Origin of the sequence: Maricaulis maris MCS10, from assembly GCF_000014745.1 — a bacterium.
GTDB classification, from domain to species: Bacteria; Pseudomonadota; Alphaproteobacteria; order Caulobacterales; family Maricaulaceae; genus Maricaulis; species Maricaulis maris_A.
Genome location: NC_008347.1, coordinates 217,975 through 231,914 on the forward strand (window position 1 = coordinate 217,975; position 13,940 = coordinate 231,914).

Consider the following 13,940-nt stretch of genomic DNA (forward strand, 5'->3'; position numbering starts at 1 on the left):
GACGTGGAGCCGATTGATAATGTCGCGCAGGGACCGGATCAATTGTGACGCCAGCGCGAAACCAATGGTTGGTTGAATTCGGCCGCTTGGAAGTGCGTCAGACTTGGCCTAATTGGGCGTGACTAAGCGGCTGAGTACCACTGAGTGTTTGAGGGGGAATGAAACTATGGCTTCGCCGTGGGACGCTATTCTCCCCAACGCACGCCATTGTGATAACAGCGCTTAAGTGTAGACATACATGACGAACTTCGCAGATATGAAACCCGTCGCCGAAAAAGTGGCTGACGTTATGAAAACGCTCGCACATGCCAATCGTCTATTAGCGTTGTGTGCGATGATGGAATGCGAGCGCTCGGTCGGCGAACTTGCAGGCAGCCTCAATATGCGCGCCCAGGCCATGTCACAGCAATTAGCGATATTGAGGAACAAGGGTTTGGTCAGAACTCGCCGTGACGGACAAACCGTCTACTACTCGCTCGCGAGCGAAGAAATACGCTCCCTGATGAACTCATTATATGCGACCTATTGCACACCGCCGTCCGAGCACCAATGAACGTTCCCAGATCAGGAACAATATCCTCCGACCCAAATCTTGCACGTTTTGAACCGTTCTTGGTGCGTGCCGATGATGCTGGCGGCAATATCTAAAACTTCAGAGCGCCCAGACATGCCCACATCACTTTTCCGTCCCTGTCGTGTGTTGACCAGTGATCAGCCCGAATTTGAAATCTTCGGCTTGCCTCTTGTGGACGAATAACAACTACGCTTTCGCGATGCGTTGCTAGAAATCCATACTTAAACGCTCCGCTCGCGTCGAGATTTCGATAATCGTCCACGAGATCACCATCAAAAACATCCAACACAGATCGATCTAGGAGAGCATGGGCGCGAATGCCCGAGGCTTCTTGAAACCCCAAAGAGACACACCGGATACATCCATCATTTGTTACGCCCAGCCCAATAGCCGCCGTGCGCGCAAGAAATGAGACTACGTCGTGCCAAGGTTCCAGTTCGTCGATCAACTCGAGGGTTCGGATTATTTTCGCTTGCATCGATGAACTGGGGAAGCTGCCGGCGCTTTCCCATCGCGAAACTTGTGGCTGGGTAACACCCAGGGACGCTGCCAATGTCGATTGTGTGCAGTTTTTTCGAATGCGGTAATTTCTAAGCCGGTCCGCCCAGAGCGTTTGTCTTTCACCATTCGAATTTGGCGTCAGCATAGCCTGCCTTTCTCATATCAGACTCCGCGAACCAACACACTGTGGGCTTTTTGATCAGAGCAAGGCGTTTACGCTGGTGTCGGCTGTTCCCCTCATGCAGCTGCAGTGGCGCGGACCACATGTATATGAGAACGAGCTCGCGTGGATCCAGAATTTGACTACCTCATTCAGGTCGATCATCGCCATCGTTGCCGGGCAGTATTAGATGAATGCAAGCCTATTGTCCGTTTGGCGCCGCGATCCGCGCTTCAACTCGTGTATGACGCGGCAGTCGTCCCTCCTCGCCGGTCGAAATCGGGGCTGTCGATGCGGAAGAAGCGCTCAATAATGGTAACGACCTATCCCGTTACTTCGCCGTGACTGCTAGGCCGCACCGTCCAGGGCGCAATGAAACTCTCAAATCCTTGACCTGGATTAACGAGCCAGGTCCCCGGTGCCTCCCGCGGTGAAAACCAGGTCATCGAATTTTTGGGAAAGATCTCTGAATTGAATGCGCCGATGGCACGTTCTGATTATCGATTGAATATTCGGCTGATCGGCACGATGAGCACGGCGATATACCAACCGTATCCATAAGCGCCGATGGCGCCAAAGAGCACGCCTTGAGGCGTGAGCCACTCAAACCCGGGGAGGAGCGGGGCCCACGCCTCATGCATCCGAAAGATGTCCGGTACGAGAAGGCCGAACAGGATGCAAAGCACATATGTGACGAGCAGAAAACTCGAGAGCGTTAGACCGAGAGGAATGACGCGGACCATCGCAAGGGGGGGGGACTTGTCCATTTCTATTTCCTCCCGGTCGTAACAATTCGATTACGCAGCGCTCAGCCCCTCCCCTCAGAAAAAGTGACCCCTTGGCAGTCGCTATTCGATCCGGCCAGCGTCTAGCCGATTAGATTGAGGGGTAAGAGAGCGGTCGTCGTAAGTCCCTTGCGCATCACTCTTGGTGTTCGGCTCCACCAGTCGTGCCCAATGGGCGCGCTAGAAGAAATGGGGTGCCGAGAAACACGTCATTTGCAATATTGCATATTTGCGTTTATATGCACATAATATTGCGCAATATGGAGCCGTCATGGCTATCGATCAATGGGTGTTTCGCTTCGCCGGCATCTTCGTCATTGCCAGTCTAGGACTCGGCCTTTGGGTGCATCCGTTTTGGTTCGCGTTTACCGCATTTGTTGGTGTGAACATGTTCCAAGCTTCGTTTTCGGGCTTTTGCCCGCTCGCGAAAATTCTTCGGTGGGCTGGAATGAAGCCGGGCGCGGCCTTCCACTAAACTCCCCAAACTGAAAGCGTGTCACTTATGACTGCCATTACTGATGCCGCCATTCGTCGCCCCCGGTTCGTGCTTTGGCTGGCTGGTCTATTGAGTGTTTTCTGGATTGTGTTGGTTGCTGTTCCGAGCGTGTTTGATGTTCCAACGCTCAATGGTTTGCGCATCGACACCGACCCAGAAAATATGTTGGCCGAAGACGAGCCTGTTCGAGCCTTTCACAATGAGATGATGGCGGAGTTCGGCCTCTATGATTTCATAGTGGTCGGCGTGGTTGAGGAGACGCATCCCAACGGCGTTTTCAACGCACAGACGCTCGGCGATGTTCTCGAGCTAGCCCGATTCGCCGAAACCATCCGATGGGGTAACGAAAGCGCACCAGAAGGCGTTATCGCCTCGGAGATCTTAGCCCCAAACCGAGTTGATGTTGTCGAACAGGCGGGTCTTGGCGCAGTGCGCTTCGATTGGTTGATGGCGGAGGCACCAGCTAATGATGCTGAAGCAATAGCAGTTCGAGATCGCGCGCTGAGCATCCCCACACTATCTGACACACTGGTTTCTGGTGATGGCCGCGCTATGGCGCTCTACATCCCTATTCGAGAAAAGAACGATAGCTACCGGGTGGCATCTCGGCTTCGCGAACACATTGAAGCTGCTTCGAGTCCTGCCGAGTTTCATATCACCGGCCTACCGATCGCCCAGGATCAATTCGGCGTGGAGATGTTTAAGCAAATGGCCATTTCCGCACCTGCGGCGATGGTGCTTATTCTTGTTTTGATGTGGCTCTTTTTTCGCAATCTGAGCCTTGTTCTGGCACCGATGGTCGTCGCGATGGTGTCAGTTGTCGGTGCGATGGGTCTGCTGATCGCAACAGGGCAGACCGTGCACATTATGAGCTCGATGATCCCGATTTTCGTGATGCCAATCGCGGTACTTGATGCGGTGCACATCCTCTCAGATTTTTATGACCGATATCCGCATATCAAGAATCGAAGGAAGACGCTCAACGTGGTCATGTCAGAGCTCTGGCGACCTATGTTGTTCACAACCCTGACCACATGCGCCGGTTTTCTCTCACTTGCGTTGACGCCAATCCCCCCGGTTCAGGTTTTTGGTCTGTTCGTCGCTTTCGGCGTGTTTTTGGCGTGGCTTTTCACGGTCACTCTTATCCCCGCCTACATCATGTGTATGCCTGAACGGGCTTTTGCGAAATTCGGCAATGCCGGTCCTCAAACAAACGAAAAGACGGTCGGCAGCACATCCTTTCTCGACCGTATGCTGCAACCCTTGGGCCGCTTCGTCGTGCGCCGATCATGGCGTGTGGCAGTGATTTTCATCCTTGCGATCGGTGTAGCGATCGTCGGATTGAGCCGGATTGAAATTAATGACAATCCGGTCAAATGGTTCGCGGAAGATCATGATATTCGGGTCGCCGACCGGGCGCTTAATGCGCGCTTTGGAGGCACCTATATGGCTTACCTAACGCTTGCACCGTCGAGCGAGTTAACCGCTGCTGCGGCGCGCGAAGATGTTCTTGAGCGGCTCGCCGCATTGCCCGGACCAGAAGCGGCGGCATTTGCAGCCCAACTTCCATCGGCTCGGTCGGAGGCTTCATCCTTTACTGGCTTTCTTGACACGCTCGCAGCGCTCGCTGACAGGCGTGCCGCTGAACCTGGAGCAAATTGGCTAGCGTGGGACGACATAGCCCTGGTCATTGCGCAGACACGCAGTACAGCTGACGTGTTCAAACGCCCAGAAATGCTGACCTATCTAGAAGGCCTGCAGGCTCACCTGACCGATCTCGACCAGGTCGGAAACACAATTGCCCTTCCAGATATTGTTAAAACGATCCATCGCGAGCTCTTCGAGAGCGATCCACAAGCCTATCGCGTGCCCGACACCCAACGAGCCATCGCTCAAACACTACTTTCTTTCCAGAACAGCCACCGGCCTCAAGACCTCTTTCGACTCGTCACGCCAGACTATCGGCGTGCCAATGTCTGGGTGCAACTTACCAGCGGTGACAATCAGGACATGACGGCTGTTCTGCGCGCGGTTGATCACTACCTCGAGGACAACCCCCCGCCGCTTGCGGTTGATCATGAATGGTTCGGGCTCACTTACATCAACGTTATCTGGCAGGAAAAAATGGTCACCGGCATGGCCTATGCGCTGCTAGGTGGATTTGCGGCGGTATTGATCTTGATGACCGCTTTGTTTCGGTCATTCGCCTGGGGCGTGCTGAGCATGATCCCGTTGACCGTTACGATCGCGCTGATCTATGGCGTGATTGGATTGGTTGGCAAAGACTACGATATGCCGATCGCTGTCCTGTCTTCGTTGAGTCTAGGTTTGGCGGTCGACTATGCGATCCATTTTGCGGTTCGCAGTCGTCAGATATATGATGACGTAGGAGATTGGACTGAAACGGCTCGCCTTGCTTTTGGTGAACCGGCGCGCGCCATCGTACGCAACGTTATTGTCATCGGCGCCGGTTTTTTACCACTTCTTCTCTCCCCGCTCGTTCCCTATCAAATTGTTGGCGTGTTCATCTCCGCAATCTTGGTATCTGCCGGACTAGCCTCACTCTTGGGGTTGCCCGCGCTTATCACGCTCTTCCAAGCCAGGCTGTTTAAACACACCGCTTCGAACCCTGACACAGGAGGTCCCGCATGAACGCGTTGACCAAAATATTGATAGCCGGCGCAGCGATCCTCGGTGTTCCGACAGCCGCAGCCGCACAGGAAATAGATGTGGAAACCATCGTCCACAACGCCAGCGCTCAAGCCTACTATCAAGGTGAAAATGGGCGAGCTCGCGCGCGAATGACGATCGTGGATTCGCAGGACCGTGACCGCATCCGGGAATTTACAATTTTGCGAACTGATGTCGGCAACGAAGACAATGGCGATCAAAAATTCTTTGTGCTGTTTTCTCGGCCGGCCGACGTAAATGGGACTTCGTTCTTGGTGTGGAAGAACACACAAAGCGATGATGATCGGTGGCTCTACTTACCCGCATTGGATCTTGTGCGTCGCATTGCAGCGTCGGATGAGCGTACCAGTTTCGTCGGTTCGCACTTTTTTTATGAAGATATCTCCGGTCGCTCGCCGGTGGAAGATGACCATGAATTGGTCGAGACAACGGATCTTTATTTTGTCGTCGAAAGCCGCCCTAGAGACCCAGGTGCTGCAGAGTTCGTTCGCTACCGCTCCTATATCCACCGAGAGAGTTTTGTTCCGGTCCGTATCGACTATTACGATGCCGATGACACTGTTTATCGATCCTATAATGCGCTCGAAGTCGAAACGCATGATGGATACCCCACAGTCATCGCCTCTGAAATTGTAGACTCGCGGACCGGCGGTAGAACGCTTTTGCGGTTCGAAGATGTTTCGTACGATATCGACTTGCCGGAAGGCGTCTTTCAAGAGCGCTATCTTCGTAATCCACCTCGAGCGCTCTTGGGGCAGCAATAATGCGACATATCGCTGTGATCCTTTGCGTGACGGTTTTTCTTGTTCTGCTTGGCGGGGCAGAGGCGCAGCTACCGTCGTTGCCAACAGGCTTGTCGCCCTCACAACAAGACGCCCCCGACGACACCGATCCCCCCGAACTGCCCTCGGGTTTGTTTGGTAGTGATGAAATCGGTCAATCGAGCGCAAACGAGATTGATAGCGAGATCTCTACGCAAGGCTTAATCACCGGTCTTACCGGGTTTGTCGATTGGAGAGTTGGTTCGCGCTTTAGAACCAATCCCAATCATGGCACGACATTATTGCATGAGCTTCGCGGGCAGGTGCGCGGTGATTGGTCAACGGCCGACAGTACGATGTCGTTTGCCGTTGATCTAATTCTGGACGATTTAGTCGATAGTAGATCTATCGACCTCAATGCCGGCGAAGGCTTCGTCGATATCCGAGAAGCCAATATATTACTGCGACCGGCTGGGAATTTGGATCTGAAGCTTGGCCGTCAGACCCTGACGTGGGGGACGGGCGACCTCATTTTCCTCAATGATCTATTCCCGAAAGATTATGTTTCGTTTTTTAACGGGCGCGATGAGGAATACCTCAAAGCGCCTTCGGACGTGGTGCGCGCGTCATTATTCTTCAATGTCATCAACATTGACGTCATCTACGTGCCTCAGTTCGATCCGGATCGTTTTTTCACGGGTGAGCGCCTTAGCTACTACAATCCCAATTTGGACGCGATCGTTGGCCCCAACGCCGTCATAACTCCAACAATCCCTGATCGATGGTTTCAAGACGATGAGATGGCGGTGCGCGTTTACCGGCAACTCGGCGCGTTTGAGCTTGCCGGATATGCGTATCGCGGCTTTTGGAAAAGTCCAGCCGGCCAAAGCGCATCGAGCATACCAATATTCCCCGAACTGAGTGTCTATGGCGCAAGCGCGCGAGGTCCAGTGCTCGGTGGAATCGCTTCTGCTGAAGTCGCCTATTATGACAGCCTGAATGACGAAGCCGGTCGCTCTCCCCAAATACCCAATAGTCAACTTAGGTGGTTGGTGGGTTTCGAGCGCGAGGCCGGCTCGAACAGGATGATTGGCGTGCAGTACTACCAGGAACGGCGCATGCAATTTGACAGCTGGGCTAATAATCAATCTGCGCCAACGCGATCAGAGGACGAGACGCGACACTTAGTGAGCGCCCGCATTACCCAACTGGCTGCGAACCAGAATTTGACGCTCAGCGCCATCGCATTTTGGAGCCCAAATCAGGACGACCTGTATCTTCGGGCGACCGCGCAGTTCAAGCTCAACGATATTTGGCGTATTGATGGCGGCGTCAACGCGTTCGCAGGGCCTCGCGATGATGGATTTTTCAGCCAGTTTCGAGACAATTCGAATATCTACGTCGGCGTGCGACGATCCTTCGCTACCTAAGTGGGATCGCTGCCTTGCGCGACTACCAAGGTGTGATTGATGTCCTTCCGGCTGCCGCAATGGCTGCACGCTGCGACAATTTTTCGGCCGGACTTTGACGGTCGACTAGAGCTCTTCACGTCGGGGCGATGGGTTGTAAACACGGTCTCCCAACCGCAGTGCCCACAAACAGCTTGGATGAATCGCATCGGCCTCAAAGTCATCGCCCACAGGTCTTTATGGCGCCGGTGTTTGGCGCATAAAGACCGATTACGCTCCCCATACAGGTTTCCCTCGAATTTTCACTGCTCTTCCTACCGGCCAGCAATTCTGAACGCGTCGATGCGCGAGCTACCTAACGCTCGTGTACTATCGGCGACGGAACGGAGCCAATATCTGAGCACCATAATCGGCCGGATAATCCTCATCGTTTTCAATTCCCAGATCCGCTGATGAAAACGTTCGGCTCGGGTCGAATGAGGCTGTCCCCAAAATCCAATCCCAAACCATCGTGAACAGTCCAAAATTGACATCTCCCTCACGACTAGAATTTAGGTGATGAAAACGATGGGCCGGCGCCAATGCCAGGATGTATTTGAGCGGTCCGACTCGCACATCGGCATTTGAATGCTGCAAGATCAGCTGCAACGCGATTGCGACAATCAGCAACCAGGCGATTTGTTGGGGCATTCCCAACAAGACGAGGGGAGTAAAGCCACAAAGACCTTCAATCAATTGGTGGACGGGGTGCTTCATTAATCCATTGAAGCCGTACATCCGTTTCACGCTGTGATGAACCGCATGAAAGCGCCATAGCCAGTCGATCCGGTGGCTGGCGAAATGGGCCAATGTTATCCCACAATCGACAATTCCTATCGCAAACAAGAGCTGAGCCCAAAGCGGCCAAGCCTCTGGCCAAATGCCAAAATTTGGAATTGCTTCAACAAGGAACGGCAACGCGAATACCAGTGAGAAGTTTGCGCTTTCATTGACTAGAAAGTGAGCGATGTCACGGAGACGGTCGTCATGGCTGAGATTCCAGTCCGGATTGTATGGAATAATCTTTTCTGCCGTAAATGAGAGAAGGACGGCGCCGAGGATGAGCACGGCGAGCCAGATGTGACTTGAGCCATTCTCCACAGCGATGATCGCTAAAGCGTTTCCGCCAATCAAAATCACAGGGACGAGTCCCAGTCGAAAAATCCATTCAAAGGCGACTTTGTTCATTGCTCTGCTCAATCTGCGTGACGCGGCAATAAAGCAGATCCATCACCTTCGAGCTTGAACGTTTCGCGGATTGTCAGTACGCGCCCGGTGTTTTTGCAGGTCGTTTTCGCCCTCAAACATTTTTGTGGGCCAGCTAATCTGAATCGCCAGCCCGGCACGGAACCGGTGAAGTTCGTATAGTTCGCACCGTTTTGTGCGTACGGGCGCTCTCTACACAACCCACCTGAAAGACCAATTAGACGCCGATCTAAATACCAAGTGGGTTGATGATCGCTCAACGGGTAGGGCGTAGCGCACTCAACGAAATACCAAACATCCGCCTCATCGTTCTCGCTAAATGCGCCGAGTCGGAGAAGCCCGCCGAGAGGGCTGCTTGTGTATGATCTTCTCCGCTCAAAACACGGCGCACAGATTGGTTGAGCCGCGTCCAAAGCACCCACTGGCGAAACGGCAAGCCCATGTCTCGACGAAACAGATGAGAAAAATGCGCTCGGGAAATCCCAAGGCGTTCGGATGCATCTCGCGCAGAAAATCCCGGCGGCAGCGCAGCATCAGGACACTCTAATATTGATCGGAACCGAGCCGGCAACCTGGCCCCGGGTCGTCGCTCAAGCTGTCCAACGACACTCTCAGCCGTGATGTGCCCATGCGTTTCCTCGAGCTGAGTCCAGACACCGGCTAACACGCTAGGCTCCAGGAAGATGAGATCGTTTATCGCTGACGCTGATTGTATTTGGTGCGGTACACCGCTCGGAATTGCCCTGACGCTGGCTGCTGACGATAGTCTCTCTCCATCTGGCCCCAAGATCGCAACCCTCTGAGAGAATACCAATTGGGTCGCGTAGTGCGCATGTCGTCTGCTGTCGCCGATCGGCCCCCGGTAGTGCGCCCATCCCAGCTCAATACGCAGGTGACCAGTCCAATTATGTTGCTTAGGAGCGTGCATGGCGCAAAATAACTTGAGTAAAACAGTCGGATTTAATCGTTTGGTTGGTTCTGGGAACTAACTTTGAGGGAAGCGTCCCTTTGTCGCGTAATCACAAGAGGCGACCGGAGGAGGGGCGACATTCAAACGGTGAAAACAATCGGTCAAGCCTATTCAGGGCGAGACAACAGACTCACTCCCATCCGTTTCGTGCTTGCTACAGCGGTATTGGTGGAGCATGCGATCATTGTTACCCAAGGCCCGCTCCCACCCCCTCCTCTGGCGGTGAATGGGTGGTCGCTCAGCTATGCGGCGGTCAATGCTTTCTTTATCCTGAGCGGGTTTTTGATAGCGGACAGCCTCGAGCGACGGGCAGATATTTTTACCTATACAGCGTCTCGCGCGCTGCGGATCTTGCCCGCACTGGTTTTCCTGTCCTTAGCTGCTGTATTCATCTTTGGGCCATACTTCACCGAGATGACGATGGCGGAATATTGGGCTAGCGGACAAACGTGGATGTTTCCGGTCCAGGTACTTGGTTTTCTGGACACCTCGCAAGGCCCGGCTGGAATTTTTACTCAATTGCCTTGGGCCGGCGAATTCTCAGCCACGCTGTGGACTCTTCGATACGAGATGATCGCCTATGTCGCCGCCGCGATCATTTTCTTTTCGCCAATTCCCTGGAACAAGCACACGCACCTCGTCCTTTTCGTGGTGACAGCGAGCGCATACTTGGCGCTAAGCCTGCTTTGGAGTGATGCTCCGGCCCTCATCATGAGTTCAGCGCGCCTGTCCGCGGCCTTTACCTTGGGCATGGTCGTACACGGCTGGCGGCACTCGGTTCCCGTCGTGCCCTGGCCGGCGCTCGTAGCGCTGCCGCTTTGGCTGTTGGCGGGTGACGCCCCTTGGGCTGAGCCGCTGCTAAACATCGCTTTAGGAGCAATAATTTTCTGGTTTGCATTTGCCAGAATGGGGGGGCTACCGACCTGGTCGAAAATTCCCGACTGGTCCTATGGGATTTACATTTGGCACTATCCAATCATGCAGGCCGTTTTGTACTTTAACTTAGAAGCCGACCCTCTTCTCATCGGCGCCATCTCCTTGCCGGTTTCATTTTTGATCGCAGCCTTGTCATGGTCGTTTATCGAAAAGCCGAGTCTCCGGTTGAAAGGCCGCGCTGGAGAGGGGCTGCGGGCGATGTTTGGGCGCAAAACAAAGCGCCTGTCATCCGCCGATCCGTGACACTTTTTGGAAGCGTTGCCGATAGATGAGGGTATCGGGAGTTTCGAGCGTAATTATTTTGGATGGAGCCTTGCGATTGTAGTCAAGGTTAGCCGACGGAGAAAAAGATGATCGACCGCCGCAGTCTTCTACTTCAATCCATTGGCGCGATAGGGCTCGCTTCTATCGCTGCTCCGGCTGTCTTCGCGGACAACTCAATCGTGGTTTACAAATCGCGGACATGTGGATGCTGCAACGCATGGATCGACCATCTAGAAGCGGCTGGTTTTTCGGTTCAGGCTCGCAATTTGGCAGACGTGACCGCGATTAAGACGCGCTACAATGTGCCCCAAGAAATGTGGTCTTGCCACACCGCGATTGTGAACGACTTCGTCATAGAGGGACACGTTCCCGCTCAAGATATCCGTCGACTTCTAGAGCAACGCCCTCAAATTGTTGGTTTGGCGGTTCCAGGCATGCCGGCCGGGTCCCCCGGTATGGAAGTTGATGGCTATAGAGAGGCTTATGATGTCTGGGCTTTTGGCGACGGCCAACTTGAAGCCTTCGCCCGGTACAGCCAGCAGCAATTGTAATCGGCCTGACCGCGTCGAGGGGAAGAAAAATCATGAGGGGTGCAACCTCTATCGACAAACATGTAGGCGCTCGGCTGCGCCTTCGTCGGAGTATTCTTGACTTGAGCCAATCTGATTTGGGCGGCCAGCTTGGTGTCACTTTTCAGCAAATTCAATAGTATGAGCGCGGCACCAATCGCCTCGGCGCGAGCCGCCTTTTCAACGCAGCTCGCGTTCTTCAGGTGGAGGTCGCGTATTTCTTTGACGGCTTGGACGGTGACCCAGAAGGCTGTTCCCCGATCAGTGTCAACGACACCGTATACGAGTTTATTGCCAGTCCAGATGGTCTGGAGTTGGCAAAGGCATTTTCTTCCATTTCGCGCCGCGATGTCCGACGGCGCCTGATTGAGTTGATCCGAACCCTTGCGTGACCATGTGCGAAAGCTAATCCATCATCACGCCTAATCGTCCAATTACCCAAGAAGCGAATGAACGCCTCACGACCAAATCAGCACTAGATCCGCAAAGAAGTTCGGAGCGATTGTCTTCGACGATTACGTTGCGGCGATTAAGTATGGAGAGCACGAATATGGAATTGCACGCATCAAAACACCGAAACTCCAGTAGAACCGCGACAAATCGCGGTCGTTTGTGGGCGGCTAGTGCGCTCTCAGCATTGCTGTTCGGTGCGCCGGCATTTGCACACAAGACATTTCTAGCTTCCGAACGTCACCTCTGGGGATCCGGCGATACCGTCGAAGTGGAACTGACAAGCGCACTAGAGTTCCCAAACATCGAATATGGCCCAACACTGGATCGTATTTCGTTCACGTCCGTCCTTGTAGCAAACACGCAGGTCCAAAACGTCGCGTTCGAGGAAGGGCAGACGGCTCTGACCGTGTCGTTTGAAGCCGCGGAAAGCGGTTTTTCGGTTGTCGCCATGAGCACCCATCCTCGCTCTGGCGAAATCAGTCCGGAAGGTGCGGCAGCCTATTTTGATGAGATCGACGCCGAACTCGCCGTGCGACAGGCCTTCGAAGACTTGCCTGGATCACCGCCCCTGAACCGGAGCTACTCCAAGCACACGAAAGTGTTTTTGTGCGTCGATACGTGCGAGCGTGGCCAAGAAGCGCGTCAAACCCCGCTCGGCCAAGCTCTAGAGTTTGTTGGTGTTGCAGATGAAGCACGGTCCTTCGCATTGGTTCGGCATGGCGAAGCGGTCGCAAACCAGCGCGTAACAATCTATTCGGATAGGGGTGAGCACACCGCTGCTGTCACTGACGAGCGGGGCGTCGTTCGCGTGGACCCATCATTTTCCGGCGTTGTCTTGCTGTCGGCTATTTGGATTACGGCACCTGACGAGCCGTCAGGCGTTTATCATAGTGATCAGGCCACGCTGACCGTTTTAATTCCGACGAGTTGACTCGGCACCGACGAACTGAAAGCTATGAGTGAGAAATATCGATTTCTGGTGATCAGGCCCTATGCGTTTATGGTGTGCAATAATTCTGACGGTGCTAATTGGGCTTTCCAGCCCAATGGATTCGCACGCCATCGACCAACATGAAAACGATGATCATGACGCTTTTGGTCTCATCTTGGCTTTCGCGGAAGACGAAGGCGCTCATATTGAACGAGTTGGCTTCAACCATCACGAGGATGGCCACGAGCATGAGGGTGCGAAGAGCGAGGACAGCCACCACACTGGTCACATTCATCTCGGATACGATCATTCGACGATGCTACCGATCACCGGACAGCAGTTGTTGGTCGCGGAAACTCCTATTCGCTTCGGCATAGCCAATCAGCGCGCTCCTTCCGGTCGGCATTGTCAGACAAACTTCGGCTTGAGCGCGAAGTAGCGGTTTTGTAGCCTCCGCCGATGCGTAACCCGTTCAAATATTTCAAAACCTCGCCAGAGATTATCCGCCTTGCGGTGATGATGTACATCCGCTTTCCGCTCTCGCTTCGAAACGTGGAAGATCTGCTTCACGAACGGGGCATCGATATCACCCACGAAACCGTGCGTTTTTGGTGGAACCGGTTCGGCCCGCTGTTCGCCAGTTCGATCCGCAAACGCCGCGTGGCGAATGGCTCTTACTCGAACTGGGCCTGGCACCTCGACGAGGTTTTCGTGAAGATCAATGGTGAGCTTCATTATCTCTGGCGGGCTGTTGATCACGAAGGTGAAGTGCTCGAAGCGTATGTGACGAAGCGCCGTGATCGCAAGGCAGCGTTGAGATTTCTGCGCAAGGCGATTAAGCGATACGGCCGTCCCGAGGCGATCGTTACCGACAAGTTGCAGTCCTATAAATCCGCGTTTCGCGAGCTTGGAATGAGCCGTCGCCAAGAGACGGGGAGGTGGCTCAATAACCGAGCCGAAAACTCGCATGTACCCTTCCGGCGCCGCGAGCGGGTGATGGGCAAATTTCGAAGTTTCGAGACTCTGCAGAAATTCGTTTCAACCCACTCTTCGGTCCACAATCATTTCAGCCACGAACGCCATTTGAGCCGTCGAGAAATCTTCAAGGAAAACCGTTCTGCCGCCCTGGCCGAATGGCGTCAACTCGCGGCTTGATCGGGGCGCGATCCGTGACATTCGAGACCGGTTCGCTTTA

At 53.9% G+C, this 13,940-nt stretch carries 14 protein-coding genes; 9 read left to right on the forward strand and 5 right to left on the reverse strand.

Going from position 1 to position 13,940, the window contains the following annotated elements; translation table 11 throughout:
• Positions 1 to 238: 238 nt before the first annotated feature.
• Entirely contained in the window at positions 239 to 553 is a 315-nt protein-coding gene (locus MMAR10_RS01075) for an ArsR/SmtB family transcription factor (RefSeq protein WP_011642148.1), read from the forward strand.
• A gap of 91 nt (positions 554 to 644) precedes the next feature.
• Here MMAR10_RS01075 and MMAR10_RS16600 read toward each other — a convergent pair whose 3' ends face one another.
• Both MMAR10_RS16600 and MMAR10_RS01080 read right to left on the reverse strand, forming a co-directional pair.
• The gene (locus MMAR10_RS16600) at positions 645 to 1,220 is read right to left on the reverse strand and encodes a helix-turn-helix domain-containing protein (RefSeq protein WP_011642149.1); all 576 of its coding nucleotides are present in this window, start codon (positions 1,218 to 1,220) and stop codon (positions 645 to 647) included.
• A gap of 512 nt (positions 1,221 to 1,732) precedes the next feature.
• Complete coding sequence (locus MMAR10_RS01080; RefSeq protein ID WP_233353850.1) at positions 1,733 to 2,002, reverse strand: DUF5676 family membrane protein; 270 nt, start codon at positions 2,000 to 2,002, stop codon at positions 1,733 to 1,735.
• 289 nt (positions 2,003 to 2,291) lie between these two features.
• Between MMAR10_RS01080 and MMAR10_RS01085 the strand changes: the two genes are divergently transcribed.
• The 4 genes from MMAR10_RS01085 to MMAR10_RS01100 are packed head-to-tail and all read left to right on the forward strand — an operon-like array spanning position 2,292 to position 7,398.
• Positions 2,292 to 2,495 (forward strand): YgaP family membrane protein, encoded by a 204-nt coding sequence (locus tag MMAR10_RS01085; RefSeq protein ID WP_041636674.1) that lies wholly within the window; start codon positions 2,292 to 2,294, stop codon positions 2,493 to 2,495.
• 27 nt (positions 2,496 to 2,522) lie between these two features.
• Positions 2,523 to 5,168, forward strand: coding sequence for an efflux RND transporter permease subunit (locus MMAR10_RS01090; RefSeq protein WP_011642152.1), 2,646 nt, complete (start codon positions 2,523 to 2,525; stop codon positions 5,166 to 5,168).
• Complete coding sequence (locus MMAR10_RS01095; RefSeq protein ID WP_011642153.1) at positions 5,165 to 5,971, forward strand: outer membrane lipoprotein-sorting protein; 807 nt, start codon at positions 5,165 to 5,167, stop codon at positions 5,969 to 5,971. Before MMAR10_RS01090 ends, MMAR10_RS01095 begins: the two co-directional genes overlap by 4 nt.
• Entirely contained in the window at positions 5,971 to 7,398 is a 1,428-nt protein-coding gene (locus tag MMAR10_RS01100) for a hypothetical protein (RefSeq protein ID WP_011642154.1), read from the forward strand. Before MMAR10_RS01095 ends, MMAR10_RS01100 begins: the two co-directional genes overlap by 1 nt.
• A gap of 348 nt (positions 7,399 to 7,746) precedes the next feature.
• On the opposite strand, the gene MMAR10_RS01105 is transcribed toward MMAR10_RS01100, so the two are convergent.
• Positions 7,747 to 8,604, reverse strand: coding sequence for a sterol desaturase family protein (locus MMAR10_RS01105; RefSeq protein WP_041636675.1), 858 nt, complete (start codon positions 8,602 to 8,604; stop codon positions 7,747 to 7,749).
• Between the two features lie 274 nt (positions 8,605 to 8,878).
• On the reverse strand, positions 8,879 to 9,550 hold the full coding sequence (locus MMAR10_RS17275) for a helix-turn-helix transcriptional regulator (protein WP_011642156.1): 672 nt from the start codon (positions 9,548 to 9,550) through the stop codon (positions 8,879 to 8,881).
• Between the two features lie 129 nt (positions 9,551 to 9,679).
• Here MMAR10_RS17275 and MMAR10_RS01110 point away from each other — a divergent pair, with 129 nt between their 5' ends.
• The 3 genes from MMAR10_RS01110 to MMAR10_RS01125 all read left to right on the forward strand — a co-directional run bounded on the left by MMAR10_RS01110 (position 9,680) and on the right by MMAR10_RS01125 (position 12,745).
• On the forward strand, positions 9,680 to 10,771 hold the full coding sequence (locus tag MMAR10_RS01110) for an acyltransferase family protein (protein ID WP_190273942.1): 1,092 nt from the start codon (positions 9,680 to 9,682) through the stop codon (positions 10,769 to 10,771).
• 107 nt (positions 10,772 to 10,878) lie between these two features.
• Entirely contained in the window at positions 10,879 to 11,343 is a 465-nt protein-coding gene (locus tag MMAR10_RS01115; RefSeq protein ID WP_011642158.1) for a DUF411 domain-containing protein, read from the forward strand.
• A 568-nt stretch (positions 11,344 to 11,911) separates the two neighbouring features.
• A complete protein-coding gene (locus MMAR10_RS01125; protein ID WP_190273943.1) occupies positions 11,912 to 12,745 on the forward strand; it encodes a DUF4198 domain-containing protein in 834 nt (277 codons plus the stop codon).
• A gap of 94 nt (positions 12,746 to 12,839) precedes the next feature.
• On the opposite strand, the gene MMAR10_RS01130 is transcribed toward MMAR10_RS01125, so the two are convergent.
• A complete protein-coding gene (locus MMAR10_RS01130) occupies positions 12,840 to 13,055 on the reverse strand; it encodes a hypothetical protein (protein WP_041636677.1) in 216 nt (71 codons plus the stop codon).
• A gap of 149 nt (positions 13,056 to 13,204) precedes the next feature.
• Here MMAR10_RS01130 and MMAR10_RS01135 point away from each other — a divergent pair, with 149 nt between their 5' ends.
• Complete coding sequence (locus tag MMAR10_RS01135; protein WP_011642161.1) at positions 13,205 to 13,900, forward strand: IS6 family transposase; 696 nt, start codon at positions 13,205 to 13,207, stop codon at positions 13,898 to 13,900.
• Positions 13,901 to 13,940 lie beyond the last annotated feature (40 nt).

Bases quoted from the DNA above. Each gene is read 5' to 3' on its own strand.
- MMAR10_RS01100 (WP_011642154.1), top strand. From the start codon at position 5,971: ATGCGACATATCGCTGTGATCCTTTGCGTGACGGTTTTTCTTGTTCTG.
- MMAR10_RS01115 (WP_011642158.1), top strand. From the start codon at position 10,879: ATGATCGACCGCCGCAGTCTTCTACTTCAATCCATTGGCGCGATAGGG.
- MMAR10_RS01095 (WP_011642153.1), top strand. From the start codon at position 5,165: ATGAACGCGTTGACCAAAATATTGATAGCCGGCGCAGCGATCCTCGGT.
- MMAR10_RS01105 (WP_041636675.1), bottom strand. From the start codon at position 8,604: ATGAACAAAGTCGCCTTTGAATGGATTTTTCGACTGGGACTCGTCCCT.
- MMAR10_RS01085 (WP_041636674.1), top strand. From the start codon at position 2,292: ATGGCTATCGATCAATGGGTGTTTCGCTTCGCCGGCATCTTCGTCATT.
- MMAR10_RS01090 (WP_011642152.1), top strand. From the start codon at position 2,523: ATGACTGCCATTACTGATGCCGCCATTCGTCGCCCCCGGTTCGTGCTT.
- MMAR10_RS01125 (WP_190273943.1), top strand. From the start codon at position 11,912: ATGGAATTGCACGCATCAAAACACCGAAACTCCAGTAGAACCGCGACA.
- MMAR10_RS16600 (WP_011642149.1), bottom strand. From the start codon at position 1,220: ATGCTGACGCCAAATTCGAATGGTGAAAGACAAACGCTCTGGGCGGAC.
- MMAR10_RS01135 (WP_011642161.1), top strand. From the start codon at position 13,205: ATGCGTAACCCGTTCAAATATTTCAAAACCTCGCCAGAGATTATCCGC.
- MMAR10_RS01075 (WP_011642148.1), top strand. From the start codon at position 239: ATGACGAACTTCGCAGATATGAAACCCGTCGCCGAAAAAGTGGCTGAC.
- MMAR10_RS01130 (WP_041636677.1), bottom strand. From the start codon at position 13,055: ATGATCGTATCCGAGATGAATGTGACCAGTGTGGTGGCTGTCCTCGCT.
- MMAR10_RS17275 (WP_011642156.1), bottom strand. From the start codon at position 9,550: ATGCACGCTCCTAAGCAACATAATTGGACTGGTCACCTGCGTATTGAG.
- MMAR10_RS01080 (WP_233353850.1), bottom strand. From the start codon at position 2,002: ATGGACAAGTCCCCCCCCCTTGCGATGGTCCGCGTCATTCCTCTCGGT.